The 17,660-nt window shown below is 65.6% G+C and carries 11 protein-coding genes; 7 read left to right on the top strand and 4 right to left on the bottom strand.

What is annotated here, in order from left to right:
• Window positions 1–306: 306 nt before the first annotated feature.
• From ACI2JO_RS04570 to ACI2JO_RS04560, 3 genes are all read right to left on the bottom strand, one after another.
• A complete protein-coding gene (locus ACI2JO_RS04570) occupies window positions 307–2,904 on the bottom strand; it encodes a glycosyl hydrolase 115 family protein (RefSeq protein WP_404719540.1) in 2,598 nt (865 codons plus the stop codon).
• Between the two features lie 153 nt (window positions 2,905–3,057).
• Window positions 3,058–6,204: a TonB-dependent receptor gene (locus ACI2JO_RS04565; RefSeq protein ID WP_404719539.1), complete on the bottom strand. Its 3,147-nt coding sequence runs from the start codon at window positions 6,202–6,204 to the stop codon at window positions 3,058–3,060.
• Window positions 6,205–6,532: 328 nt separating this feature from the next.
• Window positions 6,533–7,687, bottom strand: coding sequence for a helix-turn-helix transcriptional regulator (locus ACI2JO_RS04560; protein WP_404719538.1), 1,155 nt, complete (start codon window positions 7,685–7,687; stop codon window positions 6,533–6,535).
• Window positions 7,688–8,008: 321 nt separating this feature from the next.
• Between ACI2JO_RS04560 and ACI2JO_RS04555 the strand changes: the two genes are divergently transcribed.
• The 5 genes from ACI2JO_RS04555 (at window position 8,009) to ACI2JO_RS04535 (ending at window position 12,793) form a co-directional block, all read left to right on the top strand.
• Window positions 8,009–9,592 carry a beta strand repeat-containing protein gene (locus ACI2JO_RS04555; protein ID WP_404719537.1) on the top strand — a complete coding sequence of 528 codons (1,584 nt, stop codon included), beginning with the start codon at window positions 8,009–8,011 and terminating at the stop codon, window positions 9,590–9,592.
• A 71-nt stretch (window positions 9,593–9,663) separates the two neighbouring features.
• Window positions 9,664–10,014 (top strand): hypothetical protein, encoded by a 351-nt coding sequence (locus tag ACI2JO_RS04550; RefSeq protein ID WP_404719536.1) that lies wholly within the window; start codon window positions 9,664–9,666, stop codon window positions 10,012–10,014.
• Between the two features lie 2 nt (window positions 10,015–10,016).
• A complete protein-coding gene (locus ACI2JO_RS04545) occupies window positions 10,017–10,727 on the top strand; it encodes a C39 family peptidase (protein ID WP_404719535.1) in 711 nt (236 codons plus the stop codon).
• Between the two features lies 1 nt (window position 10,728).
• Window positions 10,729–11,436 carry a hypothetical protein gene (locus ACI2JO_RS04540; RefSeq protein WP_404719534.1) on the top strand — a complete coding sequence of 236 codons (708 nt, stop codon included), beginning with the start codon at window positions 10,729–10,731 and terminating at the stop codon, window positions 11,434–11,436.
• Between the two features lie 25 nt (window positions 11,437–11,461).
• Complete coding sequence (locus ACI2JO_RS04535; protein WP_404719533.1) at window positions 11,462–12,793, top strand: hypothetical protein; 1,332 nt, start codon at window positions 11,462–11,464, stop codon at window positions 12,791–12,793.
• Window positions 12,794–12,802: 9 nt separating this feature from the next.
• Here ACI2JO_RS04535 and ACI2JO_RS04530 read toward each other — a convergent pair whose 3' ends face one another.
• The gene (locus ACI2JO_RS04530; RefSeq protein ID WP_404719532.1) at window positions 12,803–14,467 is read right to left on the bottom strand and encodes a methyl-accepting chemotaxis protein; all 1,665 of its coding nucleotides are present in this window, start codon (window positions 14,465–14,467) and stop codon (window positions 12,803–12,805) included.
• 568 nt (window positions 14,468–15,035) lie between these two features.
• Between ACI2JO_RS04530 and ACI2JO_RS04525 the strand changes: the two genes are divergently transcribed.
• Entirely contained in the window at window positions 15,036–16,157 is a 1,122-nt protein-coding gene (locus ACI2JO_RS04525) for a glycoside hydrolase family 43 protein (protein ID WP_404719531.1), read from the top strand.
• A 70-nt stretch (window positions 16,158–16,227) separates the two neighbouring features.
• A complete protein-coding gene (locus ACI2JO_RS04520) occupies window positions 16,228–17,583 on the top strand; it encodes an alpha-L-fucosidase (RefSeq protein WP_404719530.1) in 1,356 nt (451 codons plus the stop codon).
• Window positions 17,584–17,660: the final 77 nt, after the last annotated feature.

Here is a 17,660-nt window from a genome sequence, read left to right as displayed (position 1 = left end):
AACTCGCCGCCCGAGGTGATCCGGCCGTTGGTGCTCATGTACATGCGCTTTTGGCTGAGCCTGCGAAACGTCGAGGACAGGTCACTCACTGACAGTTCCTCGGCCGCAAATGAATGAATCTTACCTCGACCGCGAAAGCTATTTGACAAGTTCTGAGCCTGGCCCGCCAAACACCTACGTCAAGTGGTGAAAGGTCTGCTTCAAAACTCGCATCCGGCCGATCACCTCTGGGAGCGACGTACCCGTCTCCGCCTGATTTAGCGCACACGCGATCGGCTCCGACCACAACTCCGAAATCTGCTCTGACTATCCTATACTTAGCTCGACCCGCTCAAGCGCGACATTGTCGTCGACTCGCGCCACGCGGATCGTGTGCTTGCCGGGGCTAACGGTGCCAAGATCCGCCGTCAGCACGACGACATTGTCGCGCACCGCCGCGGCCCACGCCTGTTTCGGGGGCGTATCCTGCGCGCCGCCGGTGGCTTCCAGCCGCGCTTGCAGGATCTGCGCAGGGCCGCCGTCCAGCGCCACCGCGACGCGCACGCCCTTGCCCCCCGTGGTGTCGAGCGTGGGGGCGAGATGCAGCGCGAGGTGGGCGACCCCGCCGCTGTCGAGCGTCACGTCGTAGTCGAGCGCGATCTGGTCCTCGGCGCGGGTCGCGGCGCGGCCCTGTGGCAGCGCGACCATCGCGCCCTGTGTCCTGCCGAGATGCGGGATCGCGGTCCAGCGCAGCCCGCGCGCGCCGCGCGTCCGGCTGAACGCGGTCGCCTCCATCGATACGATCCCCTTGCGACCGGCCGTCGGCGCGACGAAGCGCGGCTGGCGCGAGCGTTCAGACAGCGGCGTGTCCGCGGCGACACGGGTGATGCTGGGCATGGATTGCTGCGTGGGATCGTTCCACGTGACGTAGCTCATGTGGACCTGCGCCATCATGCCGTCCCACTTGCCGCCGTTGATTGCGTGATATTGTCGGGTCAGCTCGGCGTCGCGGCGGAAGGTCGCCTCGACCTGATCGGCGAAGTAGTTCGCGCGCGGGTCGTTGCTGCTGGTCAGCCGCTGGTTCCACGCCGCGGCGTAATAGAGCCGGTAGAGGTTCGCCATCGCCGCGACGGGATGTTCGACCAACTGGAAATACGCGTTGAGCTGGTCGGGTGACAGCGTCGCGCGTGCCGCAAGCATCCGCCGCTCCAGATCGTCCCATTCGGCGACCATCGCACCGAACGGACCGCCGTCGAGTTCGGTCGTGGTGACGCCACCGAGCGGGAAGCTGTTCTGGTCGATCAACTCGGGCTTCCGCCGCGCGGCATAGCGGCTGTAGTCGGTGACGATCGCGCCGATCGCCGCCGCCTGCGCCGCGCCGAACGTCGCCGTCGCCCAGTCGCGCGGATAGTCGGCCAGCGCCTGCGGGGTCATCGCCTCCGGATTCCACGCCATCTTCAGGAAGAAGCCGAGCGGATATTCCATCGGCTTGATGTCGCCGACGTTGACGATCCACATCGTCTGCACCCCGCCGCGATAGGCGAGATCCATCTGTTGCCAGACCTTCTCGATCTGGTTGGTGTTGATCCATTTGTAGTTGCGCGGCACGCCGACGTAATCGAAGTGATAATAGATGCCGTAACCGCCTTTGCGCGGGGCGGCACCGGCATCGGGCAGGCGACGGATCTGCCCCCAATTGTCGTCCGAGAACAACAGGGTGACATCGTCGGGCACCTTCATGCCCTTGTCGTAATAATCCTGCACTTCCTTGTAGAGCGCCCACACCTGTGGCGTCTCGCTGGCGGGGCGCTGCGTGACCTCGGCGATGATCGCGCGCTGATCCGCAACGACGCGTTCGAGCAATTCGGTCGCGGTGCCCTCCGCCATTGCCTCGTCGCCGTCACCGCGCATCCCGACGGTGACGACCGACTCATAGCCCTTGCCATCCCCCTTCGACATCATCCGCTCGATGCCACCCCGCCAGAAGGTGCGCAGGTTGGCGGTGTTCTTCGTATAGTCCCACGCGCCGCCGCGCGTCGGGTCTTCCTTGTGGCGATGCCACTCCGCCTGCGCGCGCAGCATCGGTTCGTGGTGCGAATTGCCCATCACCACGCCCATCGCGTCCGCCAGCACCATGCTTTTCGGATCGTCGTCGGCGAACGCCTTGCCCCACATCGCGGGCCACAGATAATTGCCCTTCATGCGGAGCAGCAGCTCGAAGACGTGCGCGTACATCGCCGAATTGACGCCGCCGAACTTCTTGATTGCCCAGCCCTTCAGGCAGGGGTCCTCGTCGTTGATGAAGAAGCCGCGGTAGCGAACCTTCGGCTGGTCGCGGTGCGAGCCGGCGGGGAACAGCACCTCCTTGCGGCGCGCGACCGGCACGTCGGCGAACCAGTGCCACGGCGAGACGCCGATCCGTTCCGACACGTCATAGCTGCCGAACACCGCGCCGCGCCGGTCGGCGCCAACGATCACCAGCGCGCGCGGCACGTTCGGCCATGGACGGTCGACGACGATCTGACGAAAGGCTTCCCACTCGCCGCGCAGGTCGTCGGCGGCGATCTTGCCGGCCGCGACCAGCGCATCGATCGTTGCGCTCTGCCCGAGCACGCCGATGAGGACGACCGGGCCGCTTGCGCCGTCGACCCGTTGGCGGACGGGTTTCGCGCGCGTGCCCGCAACGCGGGCAAGATCATCGGCGAGACTGGCGGCGACGCGTTGGACCGCGCTGTCCGCCTCATGATCGACGATGACGGCAGCAACCCGGCTGCCCTGAATCAGCGGAAAGGCGGTGCGGGGATCGGGTGCCGCCGCATTCTGGCCCGCCGCGAGGCCGCGCGCGGGAACGGCGGCCAGCATTGCGCTGAAGGTCGCCGCGCCGAGCATCGCGCGCCGGGAGACCGCATCGTCGATCGCGCTCATAACGAGGTGTTCCTGTTTGTTCGGGCCGATCGCAAACCTTCCTCGTCACCCCGGACCTGATCCGTGGTCCCGCTTCTCACCTCCGTCGGTAAGAAGCGGGACCACGGATCAGGGCTCTCCCGAGCGTGTCGAGGATCCGGGGTGTCGACGCTCCTAGAACGTCCCGCGCAGGCCGATCAGGAACTGGCGACCGGGCTTGTACTGCGTGAAGGTGGCGTTCTCGAACTGAAAGTACGAGCGCAGCGTCGCATCGGTGAAGTTGGCGACGTTGAAGGTCAACTGCGGCGCACCGGGGATGCCGAGCAGCTTGTCGAGATCAAACGACGACGAGAAATCGTAGGTCGTATAGTCCGTCCCGTACAGCGCCGCCGCCGGAATACCGTTCTGCGCCGCGCCGCTGTTCTGCGATCCCTGCCGCGACGTGGTCGAGACACGCAGCATCACGCCGTGCTTTTCGTAATAGCCGGTGATGTTGTACGTGAACGGCGCGACACCGAACGCCACCGCCGGGCCATCGCTGCGCTGGTCGACGATCGTGGCATTGGCGTTGAAGCCGAAGCCGGTCACGCCGATCATCCGGGTCAGGAAGTCGAGCGGCTGCACCCACTGGAACTCAAGCCCGTTGATCGTCAGCTTGTTGGGCACGTTGACCTGCGACGTCACCTGCACCTGCGCCGCGGTCGGCCCGCCACGCGAGTTGATCGCAATCTGCTGCGTCGGGTTCAGCGTGTCGTAGGTGATGCCGTATTGCGCCAGGTTCGAGAACGGCACCGTGTTGATCTGGGTGGTGGTGAAGCCTTCGATCGACTTGCGGAACGCGTTGAAGCTGACGACGCCCTCGCGGCCGGTGTAATATTCGAAGCCGAGGTCGAGGTTGGTCGACAGATACGGCGCCAGGGCCGGGTTGCCGATCGACGCCTGATCCGCCGACGGCGCACCGAAGTTCACGCCCGGCAGCTGCGCCGAAGGATCGGGGCGGGTCATCGTGCGCGAACCCGCGACACGCACCACCGCATGTTCGCCGATGTCATAGGCGAAGGTCGCCGCCGGCAGCCACTTGGCATAGACGTTGCGGGTCGAGACGATATTGACGATGTTCGGGTAGCGGCTGCCGTCCGGCAGCGATGCGCCGTTCGCGCCGGTGTTGCGCGGATCGGGCAGCGAGACGCGGCCCGCGATCGTCTGGATCGTGTTGACGTAGCGGATGCCGACGTTGAACCGCAGCATGTTGTCGCCGACTTCCTGTGCGCCATTGACGGTGGCGAAGGCCGACTTGACGACTTCACGGATCAGGCCGCCGCTGGCGCCGGTCGTCGAACCGCCGCTCTCCGGCGCATTGTCGTGATACTGCTGATAGTTGGTCGCGGCGGCGAACGCCGGGAAGTCGACAGTGACGAAGCCGGCCGGGCCCGGACGCAGGTAGGTGGGTGCGGCGCTGTTGGGCACCAGCGACCCGCCATAGGTCAGCGGCCCGGTGACCCCGGCGCTCGATCCGGTGCCGAGCCCCGGATAGGTCGGATAGCCTGCCGGCGCGGCGCCGGGCGCGTTGAGCCCTTCGCACGGCGGCTGGGTGTTCGGCGACGGCAGCGTCACGCTCGGATTGTTGCCGCAAACCGCGTTCTGATAGGCCTGCGTATTGTCGAAGCCGCTGATGCGGCGCGACACGTCGTCATAGGCGCCGCCGACCTTGAGGTTCAGCGACTTGTCGCCCCACATCAGATCGCCGCGGAAGCCCTTGTTCTCGTTGACGCGGCGCTCGTCGTTCACGCTGACGCGGCTGCCGGTGTACCAGCCGAAGTTGTTCGGATCGTTGAGGTCCAGCCCGCTGGTGATCGTCGGGATGCCGCCATCGTTCGAGTAAGTGACGGTGTTGCCGACGCCCAGGGGCGTGGTCATGCCGACGGTCGGGTTCTCACGATGGAAGGTCGAACGCGCGTAATTGCCCTGCAGCGTCAGCTTCAGGCGGTCCGAGATCTCCCATTCGCCGCCCGGATTGACGCTGAACAACTTGGTGGTCTCGGTATACGGACGGAATTCGTTGAAGAACTGCGCATTGGCGAAGGTGCCGCCGGTGACGGTGCAGCCCGCGCTGCAATCCGACTTGTCGAAGGTCAGGTTGGTCGGGATGATCGCGCCGTTGCGCACGATCCACGCCATGTTCTCGCGGATCAGCTCGTTCTTCTTATAGCCGTACAGGCCGTCGATGTAGAAATGCAGCGTGTCGGACGGCTGCCATTCGGCGCTGACGATCGCGTTGACGCGGTCACGCGGGCCGCGGATGCTGGTGAAGCGGCCAAGGCGCGGCAGCAGGCCGTTGTCGATCTGCTGGATCGTCGCGCCGGGATTGTTGGCGAGCAGGAAGGCGCGGTCGATCGTCGTGCCGGCGACCAGCCCGGCGCCCGCGCCGACCGGCACCGTCGCCGGGATCGTCCAGTTGCCGCCGCCGGTGGTGTTGCAGCCCGTGCTTGCGCCGCACTGCGCCGCGGTCAGCGCCGGGTTGGTATAGCCAATCGTCTCGAAGCCGCGCGTATCGGTGAACAGCCGCTGTGCCGACACGCCCGCGAGGATGCCGAACGTCTCGTTACGCCAGCTGCCGATCAGCGAGCCGCGGGCGCCGATCCGGTCCTCGGGCGACTGCTTCGTGCCTTGGATGTTATAGGCGAGGAACCCGGTCTGGCGATCGAACGGGCGTGCCGAGCGCAGGTCGATGTTACCCGCCGCGCCGCCTTCGAGCAGGTCGGCGGTATAGCTCTTGTTGACCGTCAGCTTGGTGAACAGGTCGGTCGGGAAGAAGCTGAGGTCGACCGAGCGGTCGGTGCCCTGCGCGTCGGTCGCGCCCGATGACGCCACCGCGATCGTCGCGCCGTTCAGCGTGACGTTGGTGAAGTTCGAGCCGAGGCCGCGGATCGCGACGTTGGTGCCTTCGCCGGTGACGTCGCGCGTGATCGTGATACCGGGGATGCGGTTGAACGACTCGGCGATGTTGGTGTCGGGGAACTTGCCGATATCCTCGGCGAAGATCGAGTCGGTGAAGCCGGTCGAGGCGCGCTTCGAGTCGGTCGCCTTGGCCAGCGACGAGCGATAGCCGGTGACGACGATATCTTCTGCAACGGTGCCCTGCGTGGCGTCGGTCTGCGGCAGCGGCGGGGTGGCCGGGCCGTTGTCCTGCCCGTCGGCGGGGGCGGTGGTCGCGGTGGGCGGCAGCGCCTGCGCCGACGCGTCTGCCGAAACCGCAGCGCCCAGCACGGTCGCGCTCAACAGCAGCGCGCGGGTGGCGCGAGCGAAATGGCGGCTCTTCATCTTGTTCAATCCTCTCCCTCGATGCGTCCTCTTCGGGAGCGCCTCGATCATTCCACGTCCGTTCCCGGACCCCATCAGACGATTGCCGGCGGAACGGTCGACTGCCGTTCCTGCCGCAAGCCCGGGGTCAGGCGACTGATAGCGCTAACTTCCTATGGTATGCCTTACCTGTCAACTCGTTTTTGGCCTGACACACGTCAGGCTGTGCCGAGTGCGAGCCGGCACGAGACAGGGCGGTTGACGGGGTAGTGGAGTGGCGCGAAGGGTGGGGCCGTCTTCGTAGGCTACTTCAAGAGAACGCTACCAAAATATTGGCCTGACCATTCACTCAGCGTCGGTGCACATGGTCGTGGGTCGCGGCGCGAACCAGGTTGCTGAAGATCAAGCGAACCAGATCGACCTGCCGGTTGCTCCCGGTCTTGAGGAACACCTGCTTTAGATAGCCGCGCGCGGTTCCCAGCTTGACGTGGAGCGACTGCGCCGCGGCGGCCAGCGTCTGCCCGGATGCCAGCAGGCACGTCAGCTCGGTTTCGACGCGCGACAGCCGGAACAGCTTGCACACAGGTTCGGCAAGCTGGTGAATGTCGAGCCCCGGATCGACGAAGAACAGCAACGCGCCATCCTCATCCGACTGTTCGGACGCCGGCATCGACGCGAAGGAGGTCACCAGCGGCGGCCCGCCATCGCGGTGCAGCATCAGCAGCGGCACGTCCGCGCCGTTTTGCGACAGCACACAGCCGATCGCGGTGGACAGGGCCGCCGCGTCGGCGCGGTCGGTTGCCTGCACCTGGCCGCGATGTTCGCGGATGCCGTCGTGCCGGTCCATCAGCGATCGCGCGGTATCGTTGGCGAAGACGATATGCCCGTCGCCCGACAGCAGCACGATCCCGATCGCCACCAGGTTCAGCCCGATCTCGATCCCTGCGATCCGGCGCTGCGCCGCCCGCGCGGTTTCCCACAGCCGGAAGTACGCCGCGACGCTGGGCCATTCGCGCAGGCAGCGGTCCTCAATCGCGCGCCGCGCCTCGTCGTCGGGCGATCGGAAGACGAGATTGACGAACGCGCCGGGCTGTCCCGGCATCCGCTGGACCGGGATCACCAGTGCCGAGCCGGGATGCTCGGTCGACAGGTGGTCGCACCAGATTGGGGCGGGCGCGTGATGGCCGAAGCCGGTTTCGATCCGGTCGGCGATCTGTACCAGCGCGGCGCAAATGTCGTGGTCTAGTCCCTCGGCGACGATACAGCGGGACGCGCCCTGTTCGTGCGTGCCGGTCAGCGCCCAGGCCTCCGCGCCAAGCGCCCGAGCGAAATGGCCGGTGACGAGTGCGACATCGTCGGCCGTGGCCAGCGCGTCTTCATGCATGTCACCGAAAGTAAACCGCGCGATGCGTTCCGCCCGCCGTTCCTGTATCGAATGCCGCACGCTCTCTCCGTCGCGTTCCGCCAACGGATCGGCGCGCGCAACGGCTCCGCGAAAGAGCATGGGCAGATCTTTGTCTGCCAACAATGCACTACCTCTCCACTGTCATCCCCGATTCCACCGCCGGGTTTCGATTGTTGTACGCCAACTGGCGGGCAAGTCATTCGATCCAGGCTATCCCGTTTTGAAACAAGGGGAAATATTCACGAGGGGCACCCCCCTCATTTGGGGGTGGCCGCTATTGCCGAATGGGAGGAACGGTCGCCCGCGAAGGGGGGGAATGGTGAATGAATGATTAACGGTATTCCCGATTCGGCTCGGTCCGCAGGATTGCCGGGCTCGAAAAAACCGCCGGCTCAACCGGCCAACAAGGGATGCCTCACCATGAAATCGCGTCTTCTGATCGCCGCATCGATCCCCGTCCTGGCGTGGAACGCCCCCGCCTTCGCCCAAACCACCGAGCCCGGCAGCACCTATACCACCACCAACACCAACAGTTCGACCAACGACAGCAACAACACCGCGACGACCACCCAGACCGACTCGTCGGATCGTTCGTGGACCGACAATTCGAACCGTTCGTCGATGGACAATTCGAACAATTCCCGCACCAACAATTCCATGAACGACAGCAACAATACCGCCACGTCGACTTCGAACTGGAGCGACCAGTCGGACCGCTCGTCCACCGACAATTCCAATAACTCCCGCACGAACACCACCACGAACACCGACAGCAGCGGCGCCTCGGGTGCGCAGGTCGCGGCGAACAACGGCAGTAGCGCGACCGACAGCCGCAACCAGTCGACCACCAACACCAGCACCGACAATGCCGACCGGTCGACGACCGACAATTCGAACCGCTCGACCACCGACAATTCGAACCGTTCGACGGCGACCAGCACGACCAACTCGTCGGCCAGCGGGGCGCAGGTCGCGGCCAACAACGGCAGCACCGCCACCGACAACCGCAATCAATCGACCACCAACACCGACAATGCCGACCGGTCGTATACCTATAATGACAATGCCGATCGCTCGACGGTGAACAACGACAATTCCAACCGGTCGACCACCAACACGTCGACCACCACATCCGCTTCGGGCGCGCAGGTCGCGAACAACGGCGGTGGCTCGGCGACCGACAGTCGTGACCAGTCGAACAATTCGCGCATGACGAGCACGAATACCGACAATTCTGCGAGCGGCGCGCAGGTCGCGGCCAGTGGTGGCGGCAACGCCAGCGACAGCCGCAACCAGTCGACCAATACGAGCACCACGACCACATCGGCGTCGGGCGCTCAGGTCGCCTCGAATGGCAGCGGCTCGGCAACCGACAGCCGCAACCAGTCGACCACCGACAATTCTGATAACTCGAACCGTTCGCGGACCAGCTCGGCGAGCGGCGCCCAGGTCGCGAACAACGGCAGCGGTTCGGCCACGGACAGCCGTAACCAGTCCACGACCGACAATTCGGACAATTCGAACCGCTCACGGACCAGTTCGGCCAGCGGCGCGCAGGTTGCCGCCAACAATGGCGACGCCACCGACAGCCGCAATCAGTCGACCAACGACAATTCGGATCGTCGCAACACCGCCAGCAACACGGGCCGCGGCTCGGTCGCGACCAACGGCGATGCCAGCTACGCCGACAACTCGATGCGCAGCACGGGCACGGCATCGGCGGGAACCGGCGCGGCCTCGACCTCGAACGTCTTCGGGGCCAGCGCGGTGGTCTCCTCCGCGACGCTCGCCAGCTACGTCACCGGCGTGCGGGTCGACTATAACCAGACCCCGGGCGGCGCGACCAATTCGGTCAATAATAGCCTGACCACGGGCGACGGCGCGTTCCAGAACCTTGCCGGGCTGCAATCGCTCAACATGAACACCGGTGCGGGCGCATCGCAGAATTCGGCGGTGAACGTCAGCGTCGCCGCCGGCACGATCAACCTCGGCGGCGGTCAATAAGACCAGGGAGCGGGGAGGGGTGGCGGTGCCGCCCCTCCTCCTTTTCCGTCGTTCGATCGGGAGATCGGGACATGCATATCCTTTTCATTGGCCCGGCCCTGCTCGCCGCCGCCGTGCCGGTCGCGGCAGCGGCCCAGACCGCGCCATCGGTCGATGCCAATCCGTTCGGTGCCGCGGCACCCGTCGACAATGCACAGCTTGGCGCGGTCACTGGTCAGGCGGATCTGTCGCAGGTGATCCGCGCGCAGAACACCAGCACGGTCAGCGGCAACAGCGTGAACGGCCATTCGGAAACCGGGACGATCAGCTTCGATCCCAGTTCCTTCCAGAACCTCAACGGCCTGTCGTTGCTCAGCGCGAACACCGGAAACAATGTTTCCATCAATTCGTCGCTCAACGTAAACGTCGCGATCAACCAGTAACGATGCGCGACCCACTCCGTCTTGGCCGGTGGATGCCGGCGGCGCTGCTGGCGACCGCCGGCTGTACCGCGATGCCGTTGCCCGAGGGCGGGACAGTCACAAACTTTTCGCCGACGCTTAACTTCGCCGTTCCCGTCACCAGCCTGATCGGGCGTCGGTTCGAGACGGTGGTGCGCCAGCAATATGACTTCAGCTGCGGATCGGCGGCGCTCGCGACGCTGCTGCGCTTTCATTACGACGATCCGCAGAACGAGCAGAGCGTGTTTCTCGGCATGTTCCGCGACGGCGATCAGGCGCAGATCCGGCGGCTCGGCTTCTCGCTGCTCGACATGAAACGTTATCTCGCGGCGCGCGGCGTCGCGGCGGACGGCTTCAAGGTCAGCATCGCGCAGATCGCGAAGGCGCGTGTGCCCGGCATCGCATTGATCGACTTCGACGGCTACCGCCACTTTGTCGTGGTAAAGGGGATCGACGATCAGACGCTGTTGCTCGGCGACCCCTCGCTGGGATTACGCCGCGAGACGATCGGGCGGTTCGCCAGGCAATGGAACGGCGTGTTCTTCGTCATCAGCGGGCGCGACGCGGTCGGGCAGTCGCATTTCAACATGCCCGTCGATCTGGCGCGCGCGCCGCATGGTCGCCCGTTCCTGTCCGCCGATCCGCTGGAAAGCGCGCAGCTCGCGCTCACCCGCCCGCGCCTGGGAGAGTTCTGACATGTCGATCGCGTTGCTGATCGCCGCGGCGCTGGCCGCCGCTCCCGAGCCGGTCGCCGCCGACGCCCCGGTGCGGGTGCCCGATCGCGAGCTGGCGACGATGCGGGGCGGCCTGATGCTTCCCAACGGCCTGAACGTCGCGATCGGCATCGACATCCAGACGCGGATCGACGGCGTGCTGGCGCTGCACACGATCTTTTCGAGCGAGGCGCAGGGCGTGCGCGTCTTCACCGACGGGCGAACCAGTCCCAGTCAGTTGCCCGGCACCGTCACCGTCGAGACGGGAGACCAGAGTTGGCCGACGGTTTCGGTGTCGCGGACGCCGACCGGCACCACCGTCACCGCGCCTGCCGCCGGTGCGCCCGCCAGCGTCAACATTGTCTCCGGCCCGACGACCGGCTGGCTTGACGCGTCGGGGCAGACGCCGGTGCCGGTGGTCGCGAACGGCCCGGCGGTCGATGCCAGTTCGGGGAGCATCCGGCTGACCAGCGACGAACGCGGCAGCCAGGTGCAATTGCTGACCCCGACCACCGAGATCCGGCATCTGGTCGGGCAGGCGACCGGAGCGGTCATCTCGAACACCGCCAACGATCGCGTCATCGACACCGTCAGCACCGTCAACGTCAACCTCGTCGGATTGCCCGCCGGGCTGATGAATGGAATGTTGCTGGTCAATCGGATCGCGACCGAGGCTGCGGGTCCGCGATGAGCCAAATGGGAAGGGAACAACATTGATGCGACCGGCGGCCCCCAGTGCATTTCTTTCCCTCGGCCTGATCGCCGTTCCGGCGGCGGCGCAGCAGCCCGTCTCACCTGCCACGGCGGCGGTGCCGGCCGCCGTGGATGATCGCGACGAGCTGCGCCGCACGCTCGCCGTCGAGCGGCAGGAACTGGACCGCCAGCAGCGGGCGCTCGACGAACAGCGCGCCCGGATCGACCGGCTGGAGGCGCGACTGTCCGGGGGCGGCGTGACGGGGGCGCAGGTCGCGCAGACCGCGCTGCCGCCGGGTGGCGTGCCGCTCCCGGCCTCACCGCCGCCCGCGCCGCCGTCCGCCGGTACGCAGGTGCAGACGGTCGGCGAGGCGCCTTCCGACCAGCGTCAGGTGCAGGTGGCGGTGCTGTCGGAGCAGGGCGGCATCATCACCAGGGCGGGGCGTGCGACGGTCGAGGTCAATTTCGAATATGCGCGCGCCGACCGCAATCAGGTGGTGTTCCGCGGCGTGCAGATCCCGGAGGCGGTGCTGATCGGCGTCTTCGACATCAACCAGAGCCGCCAGGACGTGCTGACGGTCGGGACGGTCGGGCGGCTCGGGCTGACCAGCCGGCTGGAGATCAACGGGCGGCTGCCGTTCGTCTACCGCTCCGACAAGTCGGTGCTCGCGCCGGTCGCCAACCCGTCCGAACCGAACGCCGGTCAGCTCGATCGTCCGGTCAGCGGGGCCAATATCGGCGATATCGACTTCGGCCTCCGGTACCAGTTTACCGACGGGACCAACGGCGCGCCCTATCTGATCGCGGGTGTGCAGGCAGTGGCACCAACCGGCACCGATCCGTTCCGTGTGCCGCGTGACGCGCTCGGCAATGCGCTGAAGGGCGCAACGGGGGCGGGATTCTGGGCCGTAACACCGAACCTGACCGCGATCTTGCCCAGCGATCCGGCGGTTTTGTTCGCGACTCTGGGCTACACGTACAACTTCGCGCGCGACATAAACCGCCAGATTGGCGCCACGTACATCGAACGCGTCGCACCGGGCAGCCAGCCCTCGGCCAGCGCCGGCATCGCTATTGCCTTGAATCCGCGCACATCTATCAGCTTCGGCTATGCCCAGACATGGGCGCTGGGCACAAAAACCCGCGTCCGTGCCCTCAACCAAACCACGCAGGAACTCAGCGACCCCGTCACCGCCCTCAGCCGCGACCTCCAGATCGGACGCCTGCTTTTCGGCGTCAGCTATCGCACCTCGCCGACCACGACGCTCAACTGGAACGTCGAGGTCGGCGCGACCGACGATGCCGCCGATGTGCGGACGACGCTCCGTATCCCGTTCACATTCAATGCCTATTGAGGCGCTCCCTTACGCCGCACGTGCGAGCGGGACGGGCGCCTGCGCAACGTCGAAGCGCGCGATCTGGCTGCCGAGTGCGCCAGCCTGCGCCTCCAGCTTGCGGGTGACCGCGGTCACTTCCTCGACCATCGCGGCGTTCTGCTGCGTAGTGCCGTCGATCTGCGCCAGTGCAAGATCGATCTGACGCAGACCCTCCGCCTGCGCGGAGGCATTGCTAGCGATATGAGACACTTGCGTAGTGATCGCGCCGATCTGCGTCGTGATCCGGTCGAGCGCGCCGCCGGTGTCGTTGACGAGCCGCACGCCGTCTTCGACCTGCTGACTGCTCAGCACGATCCGCTGCCGAACATCGGTCGCTGCGTCGGAACAGCGTCCGGCAAGCGCGCGCACCTCGCTGGCGACGACCGCGAAGCCCTTGCCGGCATCGCCGGCGCGCGCCGCCTCAACGCCCGCGTTGAGCGCCAGAAGATTGGTCTGAAAGGCAATTCCGTCGATCACCGCGATGATCTCCGAGATTTCGTTTGACGCCTGCTCCAGGCGCCCCATTGCCGCGACCGCCTCACGCACGACCTGCGCGCCGTTGCGCGCTTCACCATGGACGCGGTGCATCGCTTCCTGCGCACTGGCGGCGCCGGTCGCGGCATTGTTCACGGTGTCGGCAATCGCGCTCATCGCCGCAGCGGTTTCCTCAAGGCTCGCCGCCTGTTGCTCGGTGCGGCACGACAGGTCGTCGGAGGCCTGCGTCAGTTCGGCGGTGAAGCGATAGACCGTTTCGCTGCCGGTGCTGATTCCCAGCAGAGCGTCATGGATCGACGACACGGCGCGATCGAAATCCCTTTCCAGCGCCGCGTAGCTGGCCGGCAGCGTCTGCCCGAGCCGCTGGGTCAGGCGACCGTCGGCAAGCGCGGCAAGCTGCTTGGCAAGCGTATCGACGACTTGCTGCTGCTCGGCATCGGCGCGCGTCTTGGCTTCGCCCGCGTCGCGAAAGACGACCAGCGCCTTTGCCATCGCGCCTATCTCGTCGCGACGCTCGGTGCCGGGCACCGCGACATCCAGCCGTCCGTCTGCCAGCTCGGTCATCGCGCGGCGCATCTCACCGAGCGGGCGGAACATCTTGCGCGTCGCCGCGAGACAGGCGAGCGCGGCGCAGAGCGTTACCAGCACCGCGACGATCGCGATGCTGCGCTGGACCGCGTGAACGCTGGCGAGGAAGTCGGCGGCCGGGATTCCGACATAGAGGATGCCGACGACCGCGCCATTCGCATCCTTGATCGGATCATAGGCGGTGAAATAGTTTGTGCCCAGAATATCGGCGCGCCCGCGATAGTTGCGCCCTTCGCGCAGCACGGTCTGGCGCACCGCCGCGCTCGTCAGCTTGGTGCCCGTCGCGCGGCTGCCGTCCTTGTTTTTGACGTTGGTGGCGATGCGGGTGTCACCGCGGAAGATCGTCGCGGTGCCGCCCACCAGTTCCTTGACCCGATCAACGGCGCTGTGATCGCCGTTGAGGACGTGACCGTCGATCGATAGCAGATCCCCGTCCACAGCGGCCGTGCGCCCGTGGCGCTGGAGCACGCTCCACGCGACCCGCATATTGGCTTCCTGGCGCTCGGTTGCGCTGCGCTCGGCATTGATCGCCAGCACGGTGGCGGTGACAGCGGCCGTTACGAGCGACAAGAGGCAGAGCGATAATGCGATGAGCCATGTCACCTTCGCGGAGAGACTGAGATCGCGAATTCGTGCTGCCACTCCCGGCATGTGACGCTTCCAATTTGCTGTTGATCGCTCATCGCCTGGCTGGCGGATAGCTGGGCACATGAAGGAAAAGCGTTAATTTACAGGAACCAAGGGCGGCCCGCTGAGAACCCGGCCCCGGAAGCGGACGGGCCGATCCGTATGACGCGGCTGTTGCAGCGCTTCCCCGCTTGAGCTTGATTGCGCGCCCGATCCGACCATCGATGCCGCGCGGCACATCGCGTGCTACGGTGACCCGGCGCAGGTGACGACGCGAGTCCGCGATGTTCAACCCGGCGAAGCGGTCGACGGAGTGACCGAAAAGCGACGGCCCCGCCCAGCCATTCTACATCAATGGATGTAGAGTTCGCGAGCCCTCGGTTGAAAGAAGGTCAGGTCTTTGACCGCAGGCCACAAAATTCGCAATAAATTGAAATCCTTGCACCGTCTTGTCGGAGTATTTAGTTGCACGGGAGCGACCCGCGACGTGTGGGCGGTGACAGGAGAAGATATGAAGGCGTTGATCGCAATGACGACCCTGGCGCTGGCGCTGGGAACGACGGCGTCGCCCGCGCGCCTGCTGGCGGCGGATGCCGCCTCGGTCGTCCGGCAGCTGGAGGTCGTGCGCGCAATCGACGGTTATCCCGCGCCAAAGGTTCGCGCGGTGGCACGCTCGGCGTATCTGCTCGCCTATTTCAAGGACGAGACACATTCGCTGCATTTCGCGACGTCAGCCGACGGTTACACCTTTACCGACGTGAATGACGGCGCGCCGGTGCTGTCCGGGCGCGCAGTCGCCGACCAGAAGGGTATCCGCGATCCGCACATCATGCGCGGGCCGGACGGCGACTTCTATATGTCAATGACCGACCTCCACATTTTTGCGAAGCGCGAGGGGCTGCGCGCCACCGACTGGGAGCGGCCGGAGAAGGATTACGGCTGGGGCAACAACCGCAACCTGATCCTGATGAAGAGCCATGACCTGCTGCACTGGACGCTGGCGAAGGTGGATGTCAGCGCCTTGTTCCCGGCCTTTGCGCAGGCGGGCAATGCTTGGGCGCCGGAGACGATCTGGAACCCGGCGCGCAAGCGGATGATGGTGTATTTCACGACGCGGATCGGCAATGGGCCGAACTTCATGGTGCAGTCGCTCGCCAACCCCACCTTCACGACGCTGACCACCGAGCCCAAGCAGATCCTGCACTATCCGCGCCCGGCGGTGAACACGATCGACGCCGACATCACCAGGGTCGGTGACCGCTACCGCATGTTCTATGTCGCGCACGAGCAACCCGGGAGTATCCGCCAGGCAGTGTCGCGGCGGATCGACGGCGGCTATGTCTACGACGCGCGGAAGATCGATCCCGAGACGGTCGCGGCAGAGGCACCGAACCTGTGGAAGCGGTACGGCACCAACACCTATGTGCTGATGTACGACGTGTTCGGGACGAAGCCGAACAACATGGGTTTCGCCGAGACGACCGATTTCAAGACGTTCCGCAATGTCGGGCGCTTCAACGATCCGGGTTCGCGCATGAAGACGACGAACTTTACCGCGCCAAAGCATGGCACGGTGATGGCGATCACGCCCGAGGAGGCGGCGCGGCTGCGAGGGTATTTCTCAGCGCGGTGAGAGCGACGGAAGGGTGACAGGATGGTGCTTCGTCGTCATCCTGCTTTCAAGGACATAGCGGGAGAGGAAGATGGACAGCGCAGCACGTGGTTTGTGGCGGGGACTAACCTTGGCGGGCGCAGCGATGCTTGCGGTGCCGCCTGCCGCCGCGCAAGCCGCCGACACCTACACCCCTGCGCCCGCCAATCTCGCGGCACGCGAATGGTTTCAGGACGCCAAGTTCGGCATCTTCCTTCACTGGGGACTATATAGCGAACTGGGTGGTACCGGATCGTCGGGCGGTGCCGAGTGGATCATGCAGGACAACAAGATCCCGGCCGCCAAGTACGAGCGGCTCGCCAAGTTCTTCTATCCGCAAAAGTTCGATGCCGACGCCTGGGTGCGCTCGTTCAAGGATGCCGGCGCGCGTTATATCGTCATCACCAGCAAGCATCACGACGGCTTCGCGATGTTCGACAGCAAGGTGTCGCCGTATAACGTCGTGAAGGCGACGCCGTTCAAGCGCGATCCGATTGGTGAACTGGCGGCGGCGTGCCGGCGGCAGGGCGTGAAGCTGTTTTTCTATTATTCACAGCTCGACTGGCACCACCCCGATTATTTTCCGCGCGGTCGCACCGGCCAGTCGGCGGGACGGCCGGAATCGGGCAATTGGGACAAGTATCTCGACTATCAGGACGCGCAGTTGCGCGAGTTGCTGACGCAATATGGTTCGATCGGCGGGATCTGGTTCGACGGCTGGTGGGATCAGGAGAAGACGCCGCTGCGCGACCGCTGGCGGCTGGAGCGCACCTACAAGCTGATCCACCAGCTTCAGCCCGGCGCGCTGATCGTCAACAACCACCATCACGCGCCGTTCGCAGGCGAGGATTATCAAACGTTTGAGCGCGACCTGCCCGGCGAGAACAAGACCGGGTTCAGCGGTACCGCGACGATCGGTCGACTGCCGCTGGAGACCGCCGAGACAATGAACGGCAGCTGGGGGTTCAACCTGACCGATGACCAGTACAAGTCGCCCAAGACACTGGTGCAGACGCTGGTCGGGGCGGCGGGGCGGAACGCCAATTTCCTGCTCAACACCGGGCCGATGCCCAATGGCGAGATCCAGCCAGAGAATCTTTCGACATTTCATGCGATTGGCGCGTGGCTGAAGGTCAATGGCGCAAGCATCTACGGAACGCGTGGCGGCCCGGTGCCGGCGGGCGCATGGGGCGTCACCACGCAGAAGGACAAGACGGTCTATGTCCATCTGCTGCGCGCGCATGACGGGCGGGTCGTGCTGCCGATGAAGGCGCAGGTTGCCGCGGCGCGGTTGCTTGATGGCGGTTCGAGGGTTGCGGTCGCGCGGCAGGCAGATCGCCTTGAAATCTCAGGGTTACCGCCGCTTGGGGAAAGCTGGGATCAGGTGGTCGAACTGACGTTGCGCTGAGACTTGGTCGATCGCGGCGGGGGCGGCATAAGCAAATTTATGGCTGCGTTCGATGATTCCGCCGATCCTGCGCTGGG

The sequence above is a fragment of the Sphingomonas sp. NPDC079357 genome (assembly GCF_044901155.1).
Taxonomy (GTDB): domain Bacteria; phylum Pseudomonadota; class Alphaproteobacteria; order Sphingomonadales; family Sphingomonadaceae; genus Sphingomonas.
Note: the sequence above shows the minus strand (reverse complement) of the source record. Positions and strands in the feature narration are given on the sequence as shown.

Bases quoted from the DNA above. Each gene is read 5' to 3' on its own strand.
- ACI2JO_RS04555 (WP_404719537.1), top strand. From the start codon at position 8,009: ATGAAATCGCGTCTTCTGATCGCCGCATCGATCCCCGTCCTGGCGTGG.
- ACI2JO_RS04535 (WP_404719533.1), top strand. From the start codon at position 11,462: ATGCGACCGGCGGCCCCCAGTGCATTTCTTTCCCTCGGCCTGATCGCC.
- ACI2JO_RS04550 (WP_404719536.1), top strand. From the start codon at position 9,664: ATGCATATCCTTTTCATTGGCCCGGCCCTGCTCGCCGCCGCCGTGCCG.
- ACI2JO_RS04545 (WP_404719535.1), top strand. From the start codon at position 10,017: ATGCGCGACCCACTCCGTCTTGGCCGGTGGATGCCGGCGGCGCTGCTG.
- ACI2JO_RS04565 (WP_404719539.1), bottom strand. From the start codon at position 6,204: ATGAAGAGCCGCCATTTCGCTCGCGCCACCCGCGCGCTGCTGTTGAGC.
- ACI2JO_RS04540 (WP_404719534.1), top strand. From the start codon at position 10,729: ATGTCGATCGCGTTGCTGATCGCCGCGGCGCTGGCCGCCGCTCCCGAG.
- ACI2JO_RS04520 (WP_404719530.1), top strand. From the start codon at position 16,228: ATGGACAGCGCAGCACGTGGTTTGTGGCGGGGACTAACCTTGGCGGGC.
- ACI2JO_RS04560 (WP_404719538.1), bottom strand. From the start codon at position 7,687: ATGCTCTTTCGCGGAGCCGTTGCGCGCGCCGATCCGTTGGCGGAACGC.
- ACI2JO_RS04570 (WP_404719540.1), bottom strand. From the start codon at position 2,904: ATGAGCGCGATCGACGATGCGGTCTCCCGGCGCGCGATGCTCGGCGCG.
- ACI2JO_RS04525 (WP_404719531.1), top strand. From the start codon at position 15,036: ATGAAGGCGTTGATCGCAATGACGACCCTGGCGCTGGCGCTGGGAACG.